The following is a 19,398-nucleotide window of genomic DNA, read 5'->3' on the forward strand; positions in this document are numbered from 1 at the left end:
TCAACCCTCCTTCTTTATGAAACTTTTTGCTTTCTCAATATCCTCAAGAACGATCCTTCTGAGTTCATTACTTCTATTTCTCAGGAGATAACTCGGATGGAATGTTGGAATGACCTTTTTTCCTCCGAGCCAGTCGATGGGATTTCCTCTGACCTTAGTTATGGATACCTTTTTCCCATCCACGAAGAAAGACAGCGCCGTGGCTCCGAGAGCAACTATCACATCTGGGTTGATGATTTCGATCTGAGCGAGTAAAAAATGTCCACATGCCGCCTGTTCTTCAGGAGTGGGTGTTCTGTTGTTGGGAGGCCTGCATTTCACAACGTTGCATATGTAAACATCTTCTCTTCTGATACCTGATTCTCTGAGCAGTTCCGTCAGAAGCATTCCCGCTCTGCCGACGAAAGGTCTTCCCGTCTTGTCTTCTTCCTCTCCCGGTCCTTCTCCCACAAAGACAATCCTCGTATCCAGATTTCCTTCTCCTACGACAACGTTTGTCCTATTCAGATGAAGTGGGCAAGCCGTACACTTTTTCACTCTTTCTGACACTATCTCCATGAGTTCTTCCCTTGTATACAAGCCTTTCTCCCCCGGATTCTGGTAAAATATTTCTGGAAATTATCAGAACCTTACTTAATTTTATCATCCACTATAAATTTTTCCAAAAATCTTATTGGGGTGATGATTCGTGCCTTTTAGATTTAGACTTCAGAGAATATACGATGTTCGAAGAAAGGAAGAAGAAACTTTGAAAAACGATCTCTCAAAAATCAATGAAAAAGTGGAAAATACCCAGAGAATTATACAACAACTTTCCGCTGAAAAGAAGCGAATAGAAAGTAATTTTCTTCACAAAAAGGTTCTCAGAAAGGAAGATCTCCTGAATATGGAGATGCAGATGATGTTTTATGAAGAAGAGATCAAAAAAAAGCAAAGTGAACTTTCTGAACTGATGAAGGAACAGGAAGAAACGAGAAGAAAACTTTTTGAAAAAATGAAGGAGAGAAAGATTCTTGAAAAATTAAAAGAAAGAAAGATGCGAGAGTACCTTTACGAAGAGAACCTCAAAGAAAGGAAGACCATGGATGAAATAGCGGAGAGGAAATTCTGGTGGGAAAGCTAACTCTCTCTGAACCTGTACTGAAGCGCTTCTGCGAGGTGACTCATTTCTACACCGTTCGAACCTTCCAGATCCGCTATTGTTCGTGAGATCTTCAGAACTTTGTCGATCTTCCTACCCGACAGTCCATATCTTTCCACGTATCTTTTCAGGAGATCCTCACTCTTCTCGTCCAGCTGGACAAACCTCCTCAGCATTCTGTGAGACATCTGTGAATTGCAGGAAATATGAGTATCCCTGAAACGTCTTTTTTGTATTTCCCTCGCCTTCATCACCCGCTCTCTGATTGAAGAGCTTTTCTCTCCTTCGGGTTTTTTCATCATTTCCTCGAAGGAGAGCTTCGGGACGTTGATCACCAGGTCCATCCTGTCCAGAAGAGGACCCGAGATTTTCTTTCTGTACCTCATGATGTCTCTGGGAGAGCAGACACAGGGTTGTTTCGGGTCACCAAGATTTCCACAGGGACAAGGGTTCATGGCACCAACAAGCATGAAGCGGGCGGGGTAGGTGACGGTGAACTTCGCTCTGGCAACCGTGACGATACCTTCTTCGAGAGGCTGTCTCAGGGCTTCCAGCACATCTCTTTTGAACTCCGGTAGCTCATCGAGGAACAGAACACCGTTGTGTGCGAGAGAAATCTCACCGGGTCTTGGGTTGGTACCACCACCGATGATGGAGACAGTCGACGCCGTGTGATGGGGAGCTCTGAAGGGACGGAGTTTCACGATCCCGGGATAACCAGATGCGCTGTACACCTTGCTCGTCTCGAGGATTTCCTCTTCGGACATGGGAGGAAAGATCGTGGGAATTCTCTTCGCTATCATGGTCTTCCCGGAGCCGGGATTTCCTACCATGAGGATGTTGTGAAAACCTGCGACGGCTATCTCCACCGCTCTTTTCACCATCTCGTGGTCTCTAACATCGGAGAAATCGATCTCGTATTCCAAGTTCGTGTTTTCTATACCCGAATACTCGATCCGTTTCAGCGTTCTATCTCCCCTCAAGAACTCAACGCATTCTCTGAGAGATTCCACTGCGTATATATCCAGTTCTTTCACGCATTTTGCTTCCTCTTCGTTCTCTTTTGGGATGAGCACCGTACCACTGAACATTTCTGAAAGAGAAAGGAGAACGGGAAGAACCCCGTTCACCCTCTTCACTTCTCCATTCAGCGAGAGTTCTCCTATAGCGAGGATGTTTTCGCTCACCTGAACTATTCCTGTTGAAGCGAGTATGCACAGTGCGATTGGCAGGTCGAGCATGGAACCTTCTTTTCTCACGTCTCCAGGAGCGAGGTTCACCACGTATTTACCGTGTGGAAGAGAAAATCCACTGTTCAGAATAGCGCTTTTCACCCTTTTTCTGCTCTCTTTCACGGCGGTGTCACCGAGGCCAACCACGTCTATATCGTTGAAAACGCTCCTGTTGTCGAAATCTACTTCAACATCTATTTTCATTGCTTCTATTCCCTGTATCGTGGCGGAGGAGAGTTTGTTGTAGTTCACCTGACAGCCTCCTTGGGATCGTACTCCCGCTTCATCTTTTCCAGTGTCTCCAGAAGCGCACCGAAACCGTTTTTGATGTTCACCTTGACGAGTTCTTTCGAATAGCGTTTCTTCAGTTCAACAACACCTTCCTTGAGGGATCTTCCCACGTTTATTCTTATGGGAAAGCCTATGAGATCGGCGTCTTTGAATTTGAAACCAGGCGAGACTTCTCTGTCATCCAGAACAACCTCTTCTCCTTTTTCTGAGAGAACCTGGTAAATCTTCTCACCCACCTGCTTCTGTTCAGCGTCGTTCATGTTCAGAATGTCCACCACAACGGTGTAAGGGGCGATCGAAAGGGGCCAGATCATACCGTTCTCATCGTGGAAATGTTCCACAACAGCCGCCATCGTTCTGGAAACTCCCCAGCCATAACAGCCCATGATGAAAGGCTTCATCTCACCGTTTTCATCCATGAAGTAGGCCTTCATGGCTTCGGAGTATTTTGTGCCGAGTTTGAAGATGTGACCAAGCTCTATCCCTTTTGTCGCCTTGAGAGGCTCACCACAGACGGGACAGGGATCACCCTCCACCACCGTTCTCAGATCGTACCACTCGTCCACCTTGAAATCTCTGGGGTGGTTTGCGTTTACGTAGTGCGTATCCTCTTCCATACCCCCAACGACGAAGTTTTTCAGTCCTCTGACGCTGTGATCGGCCACTTTCTTCACATCCACACCGATGGGTCCAATGAATCCGACGGGAACTCCGAAGTCCTTCAGAATTTCTTCTGGGGTTGCCATTCTCAGCGACTGATCTTTCAAATGTGCTTTGAGCTTCGCTTCGTTGAGCTCCAGGTCTCCCCTTATAAGTACCATTACGTATCCTTCTCTTCCTTTGTAAAGAAGGGACTTCACAATCTTCGACGGAGGAACACCGAGAAACTCTGAAACTTCCTCGATCGTCTTCACCCCGGGTGTGGGAACCTTCTTGAGGGGTTTCTCTTCTTCCTGTTCCTGAGTGTATTCACCTTTGTATTCGGCTTTTTCGTCGCTTGCCTGGTAGCCGCACTTTTCACAGAAGAGTACGTTCGTCTCTCCTATTTTCGCAGGAACGACGAACTCGTGGGAAGCGTTCCCTCCGATGGCACCCGTTTCTGCCTCTATGATCATGTACCGCACACCAAGCCTTTCCATGATTCGGGAGTACGCTTTTTTGAACTGTTCGTACGTCTCGTCCAGAGATTCCCAGCTTGCGTGAAAGCTGTAAGCGTCCTTCATGATGAATTCTCTCGCCCTGAGAAGGCCGAAGCGTGGTCTGATTTCGTCTCTGTACTTGTTCGCTATCTGATACAGAGTGAGAGGAAGCTGTTTGTATGAACGAAGTTCGTTCTTCACAAGGTCCGTGACGATCTCCTCGTGCGTGGGACCGAGTGTGAAGTCTCTTTCGTGCCTGTCTTTGAGTTTCATCATTTCGGGACCGTAATCGTCCCACCTTCCTGACTGTTTCCAGAGTTCCGCAGGTTGAAGGATGGGCATCAGAATTTCCTGTGCCCCTATCCTGTTCATCTCTTCTCGAACTATGTTCTCTATTTTGAGAAGCACTCTTCTTCCTAATGGGAGGTAGGTGTATATACCGGCGGCTACTTTTCTTATGAAGCCTCCTCGAAGAAGATACTCGTGGCTTACTGTCTCAACATCGGAAGGGGTTTCTTTGAGAGTAGGAGCATAGAGGTCTTTCATCCGCAAGGCCGATCTCCTCCTCGATTTCGAGTTCTTTTGAAACTATTGTATCATAGATAGGAAAAGGAGGATGGGCCATGCGATACAGAAAGCTCAGCGATTATCTGAAGGAAAGATACGGTGAAAGGGTCCAGAGAATAGTGATACACGGGGGATTTTCCTGTCCGAACAGGGACGGCACGAAAGGGAAGGGTGGCTGTATTTACTGTGATGCCACGGGAAGTGGCTTCACCACTCTGATGAGGCTCCCGATAAGGGAGCAGGTTATGGAAATGAAGAAAAAATACGAAAAGCGGGGGATCAAGAAATTCATCGCGTACTTTCAGTCGTTCAGCAACACCTACGCCCCTGTTGAGATGCTCAGAGAACGCTACGAGGAAGCTCTCGTGGACGATAGTATAGTTCAGCTATCTGTCTCCACGAGGCCCGATCTCGTGCCCGAACGAGTTCTGGATCTGTTCGAAGAATTCAAAAAGCGTGTCGATGTTTCCGTTGAGCTTGGCCTTCAGACGGCAAACTATAGAACACTCAAGAAGATCAACAGAGGCCACACCCTCGCGGAGTTCGTGGATGCCGCTGTGAGAGTGAAAAAGAGAGGCATCGAACTCGTGGTGCATGTGATTTTGAATCTGCCCTGGGACGATATGGAGGATGTGGTAGAGACGGCCAAGATCCTCTCCGCTCTCGATGTGGACGGTGTGAAACTCCACTCGCTTTACGTGGTGGAAGGAACAAAACTCGCGGAGATGTACAAAAAGGGAGAAGTAAAAATCTGTTCACTCGAGGAGTACATCGACAGAGCGATCACATTTCTCGAATACCTCTCCCCAAACGTGGTCATTCACAGACTGGTCGCAGATCCTCCGAGAAAGGGAACGATCTTCGGTAACTGGGGAAAGAGCAAGATAGAAATCATCAACATGATAGAAGAAGAACTCGAGAGGAGAGATACGTATCAGGGCAAGAAGTTTGATTATCTTAACAGGTAGTCTTTTTCTCTTGATTTTCGGGTGTATTCCTGTTCACAACCACACGCTTTCGTTCCTCGTCTGGATAGCGGGGGACAACGATTTGGAGCAGTTCATCTTTCAGGATCTGAAGGAGATGATGGGAAATCCATCTTGGATAAACGTTTTCGCTCTGGTAGATTACAGGTCTTCTTCTGATACGCTCTACCGTGTGGAGGAAGGTTTGATTCCTCTGGAAACTTTCGATGAGATAAACTCAGGAGATCCGGTTGTTCTTTCTTCTTTCCTGAACGCGTACAGGGGAGAAGATCTTTCCTTACTCGTTATCTGGAACCACGGAGATTGGTGGCGTGGAGAGTCTCAAAAACAGGTTAAAGGTGTGGCTTACGATTTCGTAAATCTGGATTTTTTCACCATAAAAGAGATAAAGAGTGTTTTGAGAGACTCTCCCGTTACGGTACTGGGCTTCGATGCCTGTTTGATGGGAACGTTTGAGATCCTGTGGGAACTGAAAGATTGCGCTCGATACGTGGTTGTGTCTTCAAAAGAGGCGCCCGGGAACGGCTGGGACTACTCAGTGTTGAGGTACTCAAAAGATCTCTCTTCCCTTCTCTCGAACATCGTTAAGAGATACGGAGAGATCTACGGCACAGAATATTCTCTGAGCGTCTGGGACACTTCGAAACTGGATGAGATCATGCTGTGGTTGGACAGAGTTGCCCAGTACATGATCGAGAACAACCTTTCTCCGTGGGAGTTCGAAGTTGAAAGAAGAACTGCGGGCGGAAGTACCACCGAACTCGTAGAACTTGGAAGTTTTGCAAAATCGCTTCAAAATTCATCAGATGTTGTCCTCAGAGAGTACGGAGAAGGTCTCTACAGTGCCATAGTTTCTGCGAGGGTCTACGGAACACCTGATAACTACACGGACCTAACGATTTATCTGCCTCAGAATATGAAAAATCCAGAGTACTGGGACGATTTCGTTGCTTTAAGCGACTTCACCTCGGAGAGCTCCTGGGACGATCTCATCGAACACTGGAGGGATAAAAATTGAAAAGAGTGAACATGAACCTGGCCTGGATGGGCGTTGTCTTTTCTGCAATGAGTTCGATTCTGCTGTTAGAATATTACAGGGAGATTCTGGCAGGATCTCCCAGTTATACCCTTGGGACTGTGACTCTTTTTCTTTCTCTGATTTCCACGATTTCTCTTTTGATCGTTTACAGACAGTGGAGTGTGCTCCTGAACATCAACGTTCTGCAAACTCTGAGACTGGCGGAGCAGCGTTCTGTGAACTTGAACGAAAAGCCGTTTGTTCCAAACTGGCCGTACATTGCCTTTATAGCCTTCTGGTTTCTCGAGTTTCTCTTTGCGGGAATATGGTTTTTCTCCCTGCTTCAGTTGATCTTTTTTGTGATCTTTCTTCACTACCTGTTTGAAACTATAAGGAAACTCCAAGAGATCAAGATCCACCTTTACAGAACCCTTTTCAACATCGACTACAAACCGGTCATAAAGGAAAGGAACGTGTTATCGGTTTTTCTCCTCACTCTATTCACTCTCGGTGTGTACTGGTTGTATCTGGTTGTCAGGCTCTCTCGAGAAATAAACGAATTTCTCGATATGGACGATCGAATCATGAGAAATCTGGAGGTGAAATCGTGAAGGCCTGCCCGAACAAGGAGAGGAACCTCTCTTACTGCAACTGTTCTTATCCTGGATGTCCGAGAAAGGGCATCTGCTGTGAATGTATGCACTATCACAGACAACATGGAGAACTTCCCGCGTGTTATTTCCCGAACGACGCGGAGAAAACCTGGGACAGATCCATCGAGCATTTCAAAAGAGTGGTGTGAGGGAGAACCTCACACCACCTTTGATACGAGTTCGCACACCTTTTCGAGAAAGGCTCTGTCTTCTTCGGAGAAAGGAGAAGGACTGTACGAATCTATATCCAGTTCTCCTATGATTTTTCCATCTTTGAAAATGGGAACCACGATTTCCGCTTTCGTCTTTGGACTGCAGGAGAGATAGTTTGTTTCTTTGCTCACATCCTGAACAACGAAGGTCTCTTCTCTCTCCGCTGCCTGACCACAGATTCCAACTCCGAACGGTATCTCCACGTGTTCTGTTGGCTCTCCTACGAACGGACCGAGTTTCAGCTTTCCATCCTCCACGAAGTAAAATCCCACCCAGTCGTAGTACGAAACGTGGTTTCTCAAAAATTCGCACAGATCACCGAGAGCTTCTTTTCCTCTTTTTAAAATCTTCTCGATTTCCTTCAGCAGAGAATCGAAGTACTCTTTTTTTCCTCCGTAGTTCCCGATTTCTTTTCCTTTTCTGAACTCTATCACCGCGTGGAGCGTGGCGAGTGAAAGCTCTCTTAGAAGTCCCTTTCTCCAGAGAGAGAACACATCCATCACCACGATCTTCTCTTTCTCTCCATCCACAACAACCCAGTCTGAAAGACCCAGAAGCGACATGAGGAACACGGAGAAGTCTTCTCTTTTCAAATCGAGGAAATCTTCTCTCTCTGAGAGCGATTCTGCGCACTCTATTTTTTTGTTCCTCGAGACGTCCAGCCAGTCCCACTTGAATCTATCGAGCTCTCTTCGTTCTATTTCCCGAAGGATCTTCTCGATCTTTTCATCGTTCAATTCGAGTTTTCTCTCGTAGTTTGGGACTATCGGGCCGAACTTTCTTCTCAACTCTCTCCAGAAGTCAATCCATTTCGTTTTGTCCCACTTCAATATCTCGAGACACTCTTCCACCTTGTTCTGAACGATGCTTCTCATCGAATTCCCTCCTTTATAATCGCTCCTCCAAGGAGTGTGTCTCCATCGTAAAAGGCGGCAATCTGACCCGGTGTGACGGCGAAGACTTTCTTCTCGAAACTGACCTCCACTTCGTTATCTTTCACCTTGACAACTGCAGGAGCTTCTTCCGATTTTTTCCTCACTCTGCAGACACATCTGAACTCTTCAGGCACTTCAACATGCCAGACGGGATCTTCTGCGATCAAACCGGAGAAGAAAACATCTTCCAGATCTGATACGACAACAACGTTCTTCTCCGGAATCTTGCCCCTCACGTAGTACCTTCTTCCGAATTTTTCTATTTTGAAGCCCTTCCTCTGACCGATTGTGTAGAGAGGATACCCGAAATGCCGACCAACGACCTCTCCCTCGGGTGTGATGATATCTCCATCTTTGAGCGTTATACCTTCGTCTTTCAAAAAGTTTTCGATGCTGCCATCCGGTATGAAGCACACATCCTGACTTTCCTGTTTCTTTGCAACGTGTATTCCCGCTTCTTCTGCGATTTTTCTGATCTCTTCTTTCGTGTAGATACCGTTTGGGAAGATGAGTCTTTCTATTCTCCAGGGCTCGATCCTGGCAAGGAAATACGACTGATCTTTCTTCAGATCCACACCCTTTTTTATCACCTTTCTTCCGTACTTTTCGCTGAACTCTATTCTCGCGTAGTGTCCACTCGCAAACGCATCGAATCCCTGGTTGAGAACGTAATCCATGAGGTATCCAAATTTCACGAAACGATTGCAGTGTGCGCAGGGATTCGGAGTGAGGCCTTTGAGAAGATCCCTCTTGAACGGTTCGATGACTTTCTCTCTGAAGATCTCCTTCACATCGACGATCTCTATCTCCACTCCGAGAAAGTGTGCTATTCTCATCGCGTCGGCCGTATCCGATGGACTGCAACAGACCTTCTTCTTTATCTCTTTTTTGATGAAGAATTCATCTTCCTTCGTTTTCATGTGGAAAGCCTTTACCTCGTGCCCTTCTTTCAGCAACAGATAGAGAGCTACCGCACTGTCCACTCCTCCACTGAGTGCTACCCCTACTTTCAAGTTCGCACCTCCTCATTTAAGATGATACCATTTCCTTTATTTGAGAAATTGAGTTAAAATAACTTGAGGAGGTGTTGAACCATGAAATTTCACGGAACAACGATACTGGTTGTGAGAAGAAACGGGCAAACGGTGATGGGAGGAGATGGTCAGGTCACTTTCGGTTCGACCGTTTTGAAGGGAAACGCGAGAAAGGTTAGAAAGCTTGGGGAAGGAAAAGTACTCGCTGGTTTTGCGGGATCTGTGGCGGACGCCATGACGCTCTTCGATAGATTCGAAGCGAAACTGAGGGAATGGGGCGGCAACCTCACAAAGGCCGCCGTTGAGCTCGCGAAAGATTGGAGAACGGACAGAGTTCTGAGAAGACTGGAAGCCCTGCTTCTTGTGGCAGATAAAGAGAACATCTTCATCATATCGGGAAACGGCGAGGTCATCCAGCCCGACGACGACGCGGCCGCCATCGGCTCAGGAGGACCTTACGCACTCGCAGCTGCCAAGGCCCTTCTCAGGAACACCGATCTCTCCGCGCGGGAAATCGTGGAGAAAGCGATGACGATAGCAGGTGAGATCTGCATCTACACGAACCAGAACATAGTGATCGAAGAAGTTTAGGAGGTGTTCTTATGAAGAGTTTCGATGAAATGACTCCGAAGGAAATCGTTCAAGAACTCGACAAATACATAGTTGGTCAGTACGAAGCGAAAAAAGCCGTGGCGATAGCAGTTCGAAACAGAATCAGAAGACAGAAGCTTCCAGAAGAGTGGAGAAAAGAAGTACTTCCCAAGAACATCCTGATGATCGGACCCACGGGTGTGGGAAAGACAGAGATCGCCCGGAGACTGGCTCAGCTTTCCGGATCCCCGTTCTTGAAAGTCGAAGCGACGAGGTTCACGGAAGTGGGATACGTGGGAAAGAACGTGGACTCGATGATAAGAGATCTGGTTGAGATCAGTGTTAACATGGTGAAACAGGAAAAGATAAAAGAAGTGGAAAGGCAGGCGGAAGAGCTGGTTGAAGAGCGAATTCTCGATGCTCTCGTTCCCGAATCGAAAGCCATGCCGGTTGTCACGAATCCCTTCATAAACCTCATAACCGGTGGACAGCAACAGCAGTACACACCGGAAGACAGGAGAAGGTTCAGAGCGAAAAGGGAAGAGATGAGGGAAAAGCTGAGAAAGGGAGAGCTGGAAGATGAAGAGATCGAAATAGAACTCGAAGAAACGGTTTCTCCGTTCATGGGAATCTTCGGACCGGGTATGGAAGACCTCGGGATAGAAATCACGAATATGTTCAGCGGAATGCTTCCAAAGCGAAAGAAGAAGAGAAAAATGAAAGTCTCTGAAGCGAGGAAGGTTCTGTTGCCTTTGGAAGCGGAAAAACTCATAGACATGGACAAGGTGGTGCAGGAAGCACTCGACAGAGCTCAGAACAGGGGAATCATCTTCATAGATGAAATAGACAAGATCGCCGGGAAAGAGAGTGCGGTGGGGCCAGATGTCTCCAGACAAGGTGTTCAGAGGGACCTTCTCCCCATTGTCGAAGGTACCACGATCATGACCAAGTACGGACCGGTGAGAACGGATTTCATCCTCTTCATAGCGGCCGGCGCATTCCACGTTTCACGACCATCGGATCTCATTCCGGAACTTCAGGGACGTTTCCCGATACGTGTAGAACTGTCACCCCTCACCGAGGAGGATTTCGTGAGGATATTGAAAGAACCAGAGAATGCCATCATAAAACAGTACCAGGCACTTCTTTCAACGGAAGGTGTGGAACTCGTCTTCACCGAGGATGGAATCAGAGAAATGGCTCGAATAGCGTATCAGCTGAATCAAAGACTCGAAAACATCGGAGCCAGAAGGCTCTACACGGTCGCTGAAAAGGTCCTCGAGGAGATCTCTTTCGAAGCACCGGATATTCCAGAAAAGAGGGTCGTTGTGGATGCCGAATACGTGAGAAGAAGACTCGAAAAGATCGTTCAGGACGAGGATCTGAGCGCGTACATACTGTGAGGTGTTTCCCGTGAGGGTTCTTCTTCCTGCTTTTCTTCTGCTGCTCGCCGTTGGCTGTGCTCTGGTGAGCCCTGGAAAGGCGGATCTGTACGTCTATTTGTTCAACGTGGGAACAGACGAAAACGTTACTGTGGATCTGGAAAGCAGTCATTTATCGGTGAACGGAAAAGAGTACACGCTCAAGGATGTATTGGCCAATGAGGGAGTCCTTTTGAACACGGTGGATATACCGTTCGATCTGTCGGATTTTGAGCTCACCGTGGCGGCTACGATCGTGTTCGATGAGCAGACAGAAGAAGTGTCTTTCAAAACAACACCGGTGGTGCTTTACCACTCCGCGGGAAAGTTCAGCACCGACACGGTGCTGAGAAGCAACGCGTACCAACTCCTCGATCTCGAAAACAAGAAAATTTTCGCAGTGGAAGACCCTGTGAAGGTGTACGGTGAACTCACCAGCGAGGGAAGTGTGGTGACGCTGAGTTTCGGGGAATACGAAATGAAAGTTCCCGTTTACAATGGGGAATTCCTGTTTTATCTGCCAGGAACGGATGAAAGTTACGATGTGGATGTGTTTTTTGATAGTGATTCAACATCCCTCACCATACAGGAGGGGAGGGACGAATACGAGGTCCCGTTCTAAACTGAGGCCAAGAAGGCGGAAGCATTTCAGAGTTAATCTGGGACTTCTGACGCTTCTTTTCTTTATGATCTTTGTTTTTCTCGTGAGCTATCACAACTATCAGGTGGCACTGGAGAAGCACAATCGGTTGATGTCGAAATACCAGGAATTGAAGACAAAGATAGAGGAACAGAAAGCGCTGAACGAGAAGCTCTTAGAGGTGATAGAGAATGAAAAACTTCGTGGTCACAACCTCACACAAACCGGACAGGGAGCAGGTAATGAAAGCGAAGGAACTCGCTGAAAAACTCGGCACCATCTACGTTTCAAGAAGGAGATTGAAAGAGTTCAAAGTGGACTTTTACTACGTGGTGGAGAAGAACAGAATCTCAATAAAATGGCCCGGAGGAGAGTTCTTTTTTCATCCTTCTTCGGCTATCCTCCGGATGAGGAACATAAGAAGCGGTCAGAAGGACTACCTGATAGAATCCCTTCAACCGGAGGGAAACGAAATCGTGCTGGATACGACCTTTGGTCTTGGAAGCGAAGCCATCCTCATGGCCGCTTTTCTTCCTGAGGGTAAGGTAATCGGTCTTGAAGGATCCATTCACATATACACCATCGTGAAATACGGAATGGAAAATTTTGAGACTGACATTCGGTGGTTGAAAGACGCTTTAAAAAGAATAGAGCTTTATCACGCGAATTTCAAAGAATACATCAGAAGTCAGCCCGACAATTCTTTCGATGTGGTCTACTGTGATCCCATGTTTGAGAATCCCGTGTACGAGTCCTCTGCCATGAATCCTCTGAGGCCCTTCGCTGTGTACGACACGGTGAACGAAGAAGACATTGAGGAAATGCTGAGAATCGCGAAGAAGAAGGTGATCCTCAAAAGCCACGTGAAGGATTCTCTCTTCAAAAGAATCAGGGTTGACGAACTGAAAGGTTCCAGAAAGAGCGGTGTTCTCTATGGGGTGATATACAAGCGATGAAGATAGCCATAGTCGGTGGGCCCACTGCTGTTGGAAAGACAGATATCATGATCGAAGTCTGTGAAGAAATAGGTGCGGAGATCATCTCGATGGACTCGAGGCAAATCTATCGTTATATGGACATAGGAACAGCCAAACCAACACCAGAGCAGAGAAAGAGGGTTCTTCATCACATGATAGATATCATCGATCCTGATGAGTATTACAACGCTTTCATGTACAGGAAGGATTCTCTGAGAGCAATGGAAGACGTTCTCAGACGTGGGAAGATTCCTGTTTACGTTGGAGGAACGGGGCTGTACGCGGACGCGCTGGTTCGGGGTATATTCGAAGGAGTGCCTGCCGATGAAAACATAAGAAAAGAACTCAGAGAACTAGAGAGAAGAGAACCCGGGATTTTGAGAAAAATGCTCGAAGAGCTCGATCCTGAAGCGGCGACGCGCATTCATCCGAACGATCTCAAGAGAACGATCAGAGCCCTTGAAGTTTACATGAAAACGGGAAGAAGGATCTCGGAACTTCAAAAAGAAGCAAAGGGTGACGACAGGTTTTTCATAATTGTTTTGACTCGGGAAAGGTACGAACTTTACGAGAGAATAAACAAAAGAGTTGATAAGATGATAGAGATGGGCCTAGTAGATGAGGTGAAGAGACTCTTGGGGATGGGATATTCGAAAGATCTCAATTCGATGAAAACGATAGGATACAAAGAAGTCATTGACTATCTGGAAGGGAAGTACGATTTTGACAAGATGGTTCATCTCATAAAACGAAACACCAGACACTTTGCCAGAAGACAGATCATATGGTTCAAAAGATACAAAGAAGCTGTGTGGTACAATTTAACGTTCGAAGATGTAGGAGAAGTAAAGGAGAAACTCAAGAAGCTGATAGTTGAAAATTTTTCAGTATAATTCTATTTTGAAATCACATCGAGGGGGGAGTTGGCCTTGGCGGAGAAGTTCAACCTTCAGGACAGGTTTCTGAATCATCTCAGGGTTAACAAGATCGAAGTGAAGGTGTATCTGGTGAACGGTTTTCAGACAAAGGGATTCATCAGATCTTTCGACAGCTACACGGTCTTGCTGGAGAGCGGAAACCAACAGAGCCTCATCTACAAACACGCGATCAGCACGATCATTCCTTCTTCTTATGTGATGCTGATGCCAAAGAAACAGGAAACAGCACAGGAGGCTGAGACCTCTGAAAACGAGGGATCTTGAAGGGAAAAAAGCGGTGATCGTTGCTGTTGGTAAAGATGAAGAGAAAATAAAAGAGTCTCTCGAAGAAATGAAGGGTTTGTGTAAAACCCTCGGTGTTGAAGTTGTTGAATGGCTCTGGCAAAAGAGAGCAAAACCGGATCCGGCTACCTACCTTGGAAAGGGGAAATTGCAAAAGCTCAAAGAGGTAGTTGAATTCTGTGAAGCGGATCTTGTGGTCGTTGACGATGAAATCACACCGGTGCAGTACAAAAATATGCAATCAGAACTGAACGTAGATGTTCTTGACAGAACGCAGGTGATCCTTGAAATTTTCGCTCGCCACGCAACGAGTGAAGAGGGAAAGCTCCAGGTGGAGATGGCGAGTTTGCTTTATGAGCTTCCAAGGCTCGTAGGAAAGGGTGAGGAACTCTCCAGACTCGGTGGAGGTATTGGCACCAGAGGACCGGGTGAACCCTTGCTGGAGGTTTTGAGAAGACACATAAAAAACCGCATCGCACAGCTTCGAAAAAGATTGAAAGAAATAGAGCAAGAAAGGAACACTCAGAGAAAACAAAGGCTGGAAAAGAAAATTCCACATGTCTCTATAGTTGGATACACAAACGCCGGGAAATCTACTCTTCTCAAGGTTTTAACCGATAGTGATGTGTACGTCGCCGACAAACTCTTTGCCACTCTCGAGCCCGTCACGAGACGGTTGAAGCTGAAAAGTGGAAGAGTCATTCTCGTGAGTGACACTGTCGGGTTCATCAGAAAGCTACCTCACACCATTGTGAGTGCGTTCAAAGCGACACTCGAAGAGATAAAGTATTCGGATGTGCTCATACATCTTGTTGACGCTTCTGATCCGTATCTCGAAGAAAAGATGAAAGCTTCTGAGAAAGTTTTGGAGGAAATCGGTGCCGATAAGATTCCAAGGATTCTGGTTTTCAACAAGATCGATCTCTGTCCCAGAGAGAGGATAGAAACGCTGAAATGGAAGTATCCGGAGGCTCTGTTCATTTCAGCAGAAAAAAGGATAGGACTGGATCAGCTTCTGGACAGGCTGGAAGAAGTCATAAGCCAAAGGGATGTTCAGGAAACTTTGAAAGTTCCCCTGGAAAAGATAGGGCAGATCTACGCTCTGAAAGATCGACTGGAAATACTGAACGAAGATTACAGGGAAGGGTACGCTCTGATTACGTTGAAAACTGATCGGGAAACTCTTGAGATGTTGAAAAGGAAGGTGGCATCTTGAGAATTGTCTTTGTGGGGACACCGGAGTTCGCAGCAGAAATACTGGAGCATTTGATCAAAAACGGATTCAACGTGGTGGGTGTGGTCACCCAGCCGGACAAACCAAGAGGGCGGGGAAGAAAAGTTGCACCAACTCCGGTGAAGGCAGTGGCTGAAAAACACGAAGTTCCTTTCATTCAACCCGAATCGATAAACAAGAAAGAAGCTTTAGAATTTCTCCGATCTGTGAGGCCAGATGTTATAATAGTCGCATCCTACGGAAAGATCCTGGGTGAGAAGGTACTTTCTCTTCCAAGACTCGGTTGTTACAACATTCATCCTTCTCTTCTTCCAAAATACAGGGGTGCTTCTCCTATACAGAGAGTGCTCGAGAACGGTGAAGAAAGAACGGGCGTCACCATATACAAAATGGTGAAAGAGCTCGACGCTGGTCCCATTGCACTCCAGAAGGAAATTTCTGTAGATCCATTTGAAACTTTCGATCAGTTAGAGAAACGTTTGATAGAACTGTCGAAAGAGATGTTGATCGAGTTTCTGGAGAAACTGAAAACGGGGAACATAGAGCTGAAAGAGCAGGACCATTCTCGAGCAACCTATGCTCCAATGATAAAAAAAGAGGACCTGATTGTGGATTTTTCAAAGGACGCTGAATCGGTGAAGAACAAGATCAGAGCTTACGATTCCAGGCCCGGTGCAAGAGCTTTCTTGGGAAACGTTGAAGTGAAATTGTTCGGAGTGACAGCGATAGATAGTTCGGGAGATGAACCAGGTTTGATAAACTATATTGATAGGGAAGGTGCATGGATAGGTACCGGCGACGGAAAAGTGAAAGTGAGATACATTCAATTTCCCGGAAAGAAGAAGATGACCTTCTGGGAAGCAAAAAACGGAAGATTGATAATCGAAGGCATGAGATTCGAAAGGAGGTATGAGAGTTGAGAAGGTTGAACTATTTCATGCTCAAAGGTGCAAAAACAGAGGAAGATTACAAGAGAGTTAAAGAAGCCATCGAGAAACTCGACGGTGTTTTCAAGGTAGATTACGAAATGGCGGCTGAGGTTGTCGGCGTGGATTACGATGATGAAAAGGTCTCCAAAGAGCAAATAAAAAGCGCTGTGGATAGTTTGGGATACACACTCATCGTGTAAAGGGGAGCTGTTCAGGATGAAGACTATCGAGGTGCTGAGTCTGAGAAAGTATTTCCCGATCAGAAAAGGATTCCTTGTGAAAAAGATCGTTGGTTACGTGAAAGCGGTCGATGATATCTCTTTTTCCGTGGAAAAGGGAAAAACGTTCGCCCTCGTTGGCGAGTCGGGATGTGGAAAAACAACGACTGCAAAGACGATCCTGCGCCTCACGAATCCCACTGCGGGCCGTGTTGTGATCGACGGTGACGACACCACGTATTACTTCATGAAAAGAAGAGATGCGGAGAACTATCTGGAAACGACCTACGTGGATATATTCCGCGAAATGAGGGAAAAACTCTCACCGGATCAGATTGTGGACGTGCTCGAGGATGTGGATAAGAAGTACGCGGAGATCTTCTTTAAAGAAGCGAAAGAAAGCGAAGAGAAATTCTATCAGATCCTGCTCGACGACATCGATGAAAAGAGGATGAAATTCAGAAGGAAGATACAGATCGTCTTTCAGGATCCCATGAGTTCCTTGAACCCGAGAATGACGGTTGGCGACATCCTCACTGAGCCCATTCTGTTCCACGGACTGGCGAAAACACGAGAAGAAGCCGTAGATATGGCAAAAGATCTTCTCAAAAGCGTGGGACTCAAGGAATATCACCTCGAAAGATATCCCCATCAGTTCAGTGGAGGCCAGAGACAGAGAATCGCTATCGCAAGGGCGATCTCCATAAACCCCGAGATAGTGATACTCGACGAACCCACGGCTTCACTGGACGTTTCCGTTCAGGCACAGGTTATAAACCTGTTTCTCAAACTGCAGGAAGAGAAAGGTTTCACATATCTTTTCATCTCGCACGACCTTGGACTTGTGAGATTTATAAGCCACGAGGTCGGCATCATGTACCTCGGCAGGATCGTGGAGATGGGAAACACCGATGAGATATTCGACAATCCTCTTCATCCGTACACCCAAGCGTTGCTTTCTGCTGTTCCCGTGCCGGATCCGAAGGTTGAGCGTACAAGGAAACGCATCATCCTCAGGGGTGGGGTTCCAAGCCCGATCAACAGGCCGACTGGCTGCTTCTTCCATCCGAGGTGTCCTTACAAGATGCCTGTGTGTGAGAAAGAATATCCGGTGATGAAAGAAATTTCTCCGGGTCACTGGGTAGCGTGTCATTTACATTCGTCATAGAGGAGGTGTGATGTTATGCGTAGGTTTCTTGGTATTTTCCTTATGATTGCAGCCGTTGCACTTTTCGCAGAACTTTCACCGTTCGCTCAGTTCGAAACGTACATCGGAGCAGAGTTCACAGGACAGTACGGGGGAGTGCTCGTAGTACCGACGCTTTCTGGTCCCAGAACGTGTAACAATGTCGTGGCTCAGGAGACGAGCTCTAGAGATGTTATAGCGAGGTTCATGGCTTCCATGATCGAGCTCGACAATTACGCAAGGATCCATCCCGCTCTCGCAGAAAGCTGGGAACTCATCCAAAACGAGGACGGAAGCATGGAAATCGTTTGGCACCTGAGGAAGGGTGTCAAATGGAGTGACGGAACACCGTTCACAGCAGACGATGTGGTCTTCACAATTAACGATGTCTATTTCAACCCTGACATACCGAACGATATGCAGGATCTCTTTGCAGACAACTGGCCAGTAGCCGAAAAGCTCGACGATTACACGGTGAAGACAACTCTCAAGGAAACTTACAGACTTGCGGTAAGGTACATTGGAGGTATTCCCATCTTCCCAAAACACCTCGCGGAACCGTATGTGAAAGAAGGAAAATTCAAGGAATTCTGGACGGTTGACGCCATCAACAAGGGAGAAATCGTGGGACTTGGTCCGTTTATTCCGGTTGAGTACGTTCCCGATCAGTACGTGAGATTCGTGAAGAACCCCTACTACTGGAAGTACGACAAAGAAGGAAAGCAGCTTCCTTATCTCGACGGTATCATCTTCAAGATCATTCCGACACAGGATGCACAGAGACTCGCGTTTGAAAACGGAGAAGTCGATGTGTACGGACCTCGCGGAACAGAGTACGCAGAACTCAAAGCCATGGCAAGAGAAAAAGACTGGGTTGTGGGTATCGGAGGCCCGAACTTTGGAACCACTTTCATCAGTTTCAACTGGAACGCTCCCGATCCTGTGAAGCGGAAGTGGTTCAGGAACGATTTCTTCAGAAGGGCAGTGGCGTACGCCATCGACAAGCAGTCGATGATCGATACACTCTACAACGGCCTCGCGGTTGAACAGTGGGGCCCCATCAGTCAGGCTGCGACCGTTTATTACGATGAATCCGTTCTCAGAAAGTACCCGTACAACCTCGATCTTGCCAGAACGATGCTCAAGCTCGGTGGTTTCAAATGGGATGAAAACGGTCAGCTCCTCGACAGCGAAGGAAACCCGGTGAAGTTCATCATCATGACTAACGCCGGAAACCAGATCCGCGAAGGAATGGGTAACATCATAACAGAAGCGCTCAAAAAACTCGGAATGGATGTCACCTTCGCTCCCATCGATTTCAACACGCTCGTCCAGAAGCTTGTTGTGAACGGTGACTGGGAAGCCGTCATAATAGGACTCACCGGATCCGATGAACCTCAGGGAGGAGCCAACGTCTGGAGAATCAAGGGATCTCTCCACTTCTGGAACTACCATCCGGAGGTCAAAGACTTCGTCGATCCCAACGATTACTACCTGCCAGACTGGGAAAAAGAGATCGACAGAATCTTCGAAGAGAACGTGAAGATACTCGATCAGCAGAAAGTCGTAGATATGTTCAGAGAATTTCAGAGGCTCGTGTCTGAACACATACCGCTCATCTACACCACCCAGCAGCTCTATCTCTACGCCTACAGCAACAAACTTCACAACGTGGAACCCACCGCTTTCGGCGGTGTGTGGGGTTGGAACCAGGATTGTGTCTGGAAAGAGCAGTAATCTATCGGGAGGGGATCTTCCCCTCCCCTTCAAATT

21 protein-coding genes are annotated in these 19,398 nt (G+C 47.0%); 16 read left to right on the forward strand and 5 right to left on the reverse strand.

All coding sequences use genetic code 11. The annotated features are described in order from the left end of the window. On the reverse strand, positions 1-579 hold the full coding sequence (tmung, locus tag TM_RS02630) for a type-4 uracil-DNA glycosylase (RefSeq protein WP_004081422.1): 579 nt from the start codon (positions 577-579) through the stop codon (positions 1-3). A gap of 109 nt (positions 580-688) precedes the next feature. Here tmung and fliJ point away from each other — a divergent pair, with 109 nt between their 5' ends. Then, entirely contained in the window at positions 689-1,123 is a 435-nt protein-coding gene (gene fliJ, locus TM_RS02635; RefSeq protein ID WP_010865139.1) for a flagellar export protein FliJ, read from the forward strand. On the opposite strand, the gene TM_RS02640 is transcribed toward fliJ, so the two are convergent. Next, a complete protein-coding gene (locus TM_RS02640) occupies positions 1,120-2,625 on the reverse strand; it encodes a YifB family Mg chelatase-like AAA ATPase (RefSeq protein WP_004081420.1) in 1,506 nt (501 codons plus the stop codon). The genes fliJ and TM_RS02640 overlap by 4 nt on opposite strands. After that, entirely contained in the window at positions 2,622-4,355 is a 1,734-nt protein-coding gene (locus TM_RS02645; protein WP_004081418.1) for a proline--tRNA ligase, read from the reverse strand. The genes TM_RS02640 and TM_RS02645 overlap by 4 nt, the downstream gene beginning before the upstream one ends. 71 nt (positions 4,356-4,426) lie before the next feature. Here TM_RS02645 and TM_RS02650 point away from each other — a divergent pair, with 71 nt between their 5' ends. The 4 genes from TM_RS02650 to TM_RS02665 are packed head-to-tail and all read left to right on the forward strand — an operon-like array spanning position 4,427 to position 7,176. Then, a complete protein-coding gene (locus TM_RS02650; RefSeq protein ID WP_004081416.1) occupies positions 4,427-5,338 on the forward strand; it encodes a TIGR01212 family radical SAM protein in 912 nt (303 codons plus the stop codon). Positions 5,339-5,348: 10 nt separating this feature from the next. Continuing rightward, the gene (locus TM_RS02655; protein ID WP_015646107.1) at positions 5,349-6,374 is read left to right on the forward strand and encodes a clostripain-related cysteine peptidase; all 1,026 of its coding nucleotides are present in this window, start codon (positions 5,349-5,351) and stop codon (positions 6,372-6,374) included. A 5-nt stretch (positions 6,375-6,379) separates the two neighbouring features. After that, on the forward strand, positions 6,380-6,985 hold the full coding sequence (locus tag TM_RS02660) for a hypothetical protein (RefSeq protein ID WP_227738441.1): 606 nt from the start codon (positions 6,380-6,382) through the stop codon (positions 6,983-6,985). Beyond that, complete coding sequence (locus tag TM_RS02665; RefSeq protein ID WP_004081411.1) at positions 6,982-7,176, forward strand: DUF6485 family protein; 195 nt, start codon at positions 6,982-6,984, stop codon at positions 7,174-7,176. The genes TM_RS02660 and TM_RS02665 overlap by 4 nt, the downstream gene beginning before the upstream one ends. A gap of 9 nt (positions 7,177-7,185) precedes the next feature. Here the strand turns inward: TM_RS02665 and TM_RS02670 are convergent, their stop codons facing one another. Beyond that, positions 7,186-8,115: a GAF domain-containing protein gene (locus TM_RS02670; protein ID WP_004081407.1), complete on the reverse strand. Its 930-nt coding sequence runs from the start codon at positions 8,113-8,115 to the stop codon at positions 7,186-7,188. Next, entirely contained in the window at positions 8,112-9,188 is a 1,077-nt protein-coding gene (gene mnmA / locus TM_RS02675; protein WP_004081405.1) for a tRNA 2-thiouridine(34) synthase MnmA, read from the reverse strand. Before mnmA ends, TM_RS02670 begins: the two co-directional genes overlap by 4 nt. An 81-nt stretch (positions 9,189-9,269) precedes the next feature. Between mnmA and hslV the strand changes: the two genes are divergently transcribed. The 11 genes from hslV to TM_RS02735 all read left to right on the forward strand — a co-directional run bounded on the left by hslV (position 9,270) and on the right by TM_RS02735 (position 19,362). Continuing rightward, a complete protein-coding gene (gene hslV, locus TM_RS02680; RefSeq protein ID WP_004081403.1) occupies positions 9,270-9,800 on the forward strand; it encodes an ATP-dependent protease subunit HslV in 531 nt (176 codons plus the stop codon). 11 nt (positions 9,801-9,811) lie between these two features. Then, entirely contained in the window at positions 9,812-11,203 is a 1,392-nt protein-coding gene (gene hslU / locus TM_RS02685; RefSeq protein WP_004081401.1) for an ATP-dependent protease ATPase subunit HslU, read from the forward strand. A 10-nt stretch (positions 11,204-11,213) separates the two neighbouring features. After that, entirely contained in the window at positions 11,214-11,843 is a 630-nt protein-coding gene (locus TM_RS02690) for a hypothetical protein (protein WP_004081399.1), read from the forward strand. A 209-nt stretch (positions 11,844-12,052) separates the two neighbouring features. Next, entirely contained in the window at positions 12,053-12,817 is a 765-nt protein-coding gene (locus TM_RS02700; RefSeq protein WP_004081397.1) for a class I SAM-dependent methyltransferase, read from the forward strand. After that, positions 12,814-13,731 (forward strand): tRNA (adenosine(37)-N6)-dimethylallyltransferase MiaA, encoded by a 918-nt coding sequence (gene miaA / locus TM_RS02705; RefSeq protein WP_004081395.1) that lies wholly within the window; start codon positions 12,814-12,816, stop codon positions 13,729-13,731. The genes TM_RS02700 and miaA overlap by 4 nt, the downstream gene beginning before the upstream one ends. Positions 13,732-13,767: 36 nt before the next feature. Beyond that, complete coding sequence (gene hfq, locus TM_RS02710; protein WP_004081393.1) at positions 13,768-14,040, forward strand: RNA chaperone Hfq; 273 nt, start codon at positions 13,768-13,770, stop codon at positions 14,038-14,040. A 13-nt stretch (positions 14,041-14,053) separates the two neighbouring features. Further along, on the forward strand, positions 14,054-15,274 hold the full coding sequence (gene hflX / locus TM_RS02715; protein ID WP_004081386.1) for a GTPase HflX: 1,221 nt from the start codon (positions 14,054-14,056) through the stop codon (positions 15,272-15,274). Then, entirely contained in the window at positions 15,271-16,212 is a 942-nt protein-coding gene (gene fmt / locus TM_RS02720) for a methionyl-tRNA formyltransferase (RefSeq protein WP_004081384.1), read from the forward strand. The genes hflX and fmt overlap by 4 nt, the downstream gene beginning before the upstream one ends. Then, positions 16,209-16,421, forward strand: a complete 213-nt coding sequence (locus tag TM_RS02725; protein WP_004081382.1) for a heavy-metal-associated domain-containing protein — start codon at positions 16,209-16,211, stop codon at positions 16,419-16,421. Before fmt ends, TM_RS02725 begins: the two co-directional genes overlap by 4 nt. Positions 16,422-16,437: 16 nt before the next feature. Continuing rightward, on the forward strand, positions 16,438-17,607 hold the full coding sequence (locus TM_RS02730) for an ABC transporter ATP-binding protein (protein ID WP_004081380.1): 1,170 nt from the start codon (positions 16,438-16,440) through the stop codon (positions 17,605-17,607). Positions 17,608-17,622: 15 nt separating this feature from the next. Beyond that, a complete protein-coding gene (locus TM_RS02735; protein ID WP_004081378.1) occupies positions 17,623-19,362 on the forward strand; it encodes an ABC transporter substrate-binding protein in 1,740 nt (579 codons plus the stop codon). Positions 19,363-19,398 lie beyond the last annotated feature (36 nt).

It is taken from the genome of Thermotoga maritima MSB8, from assembly GCF_000008545.1.
GTDB classification, from domain to species: domain Bacteria; phylum Thermotogota; class Thermotogae; order Thermotogales; family Thermotogaceae; genus Thermotoga; species Thermotoga maritima.

Bases quoted from the DNA above. Each gene is read 5' to 3' on its own strand.
- hslV (WP_004081403.1), top strand. From the start codon at position 9,270: ATGAAATTTCACGGAACAACGATACTGGTTGTGAGAAGAAACGGGCAA.
- miaA (WP_004081395.1), top strand. From the start codon at position 12,814: ATGAAGATAGCCATAGTCGGTGGGCCCACTGCTGTTGGAAAGACAGAT.
- TM_RS02730 (WP_004081380.1), top strand. From the start codon at position 16,438: ATGAAGACTATCGAGGTGCTGAGTCTGAGAAAGTATTTCCCGATCAGA.
- TM_RS02735 (WP_004081378.1), top strand. From the start codon at position 17,623: ATGCGTAGGTTTCTTGGTATTTTCCTTATGATTGCAGCCGTTGCACTT.
- hslU (WP_004081401.1), top strand. From the start codon at position 9,812: ATGAAGAGTTTCGATGAAATGACTCCGAAGGAAATCGTTCAAGAACTC.
- TM_RS02650 (WP_004081416.1), top strand. From the start codon at position 4,427: ATGCGATACAGAAAGCTCAGCGATTATCTGAAGGAAAGATACGGTGAA.
- TM_RS02670 (WP_004081407.1), bottom strand. From the start codon at position 8,115: ATGAGAAGCATCGTTCAGAACAAGGTGGAAGAGTGTCTCGAGATATTG.
- TM_RS02700 (WP_004081397.1), top strand. From the start codon at position 12,053: ATGAAAAACTTCGTGGTCACAACCTCACACAAACCGGACAGGGAGCAG.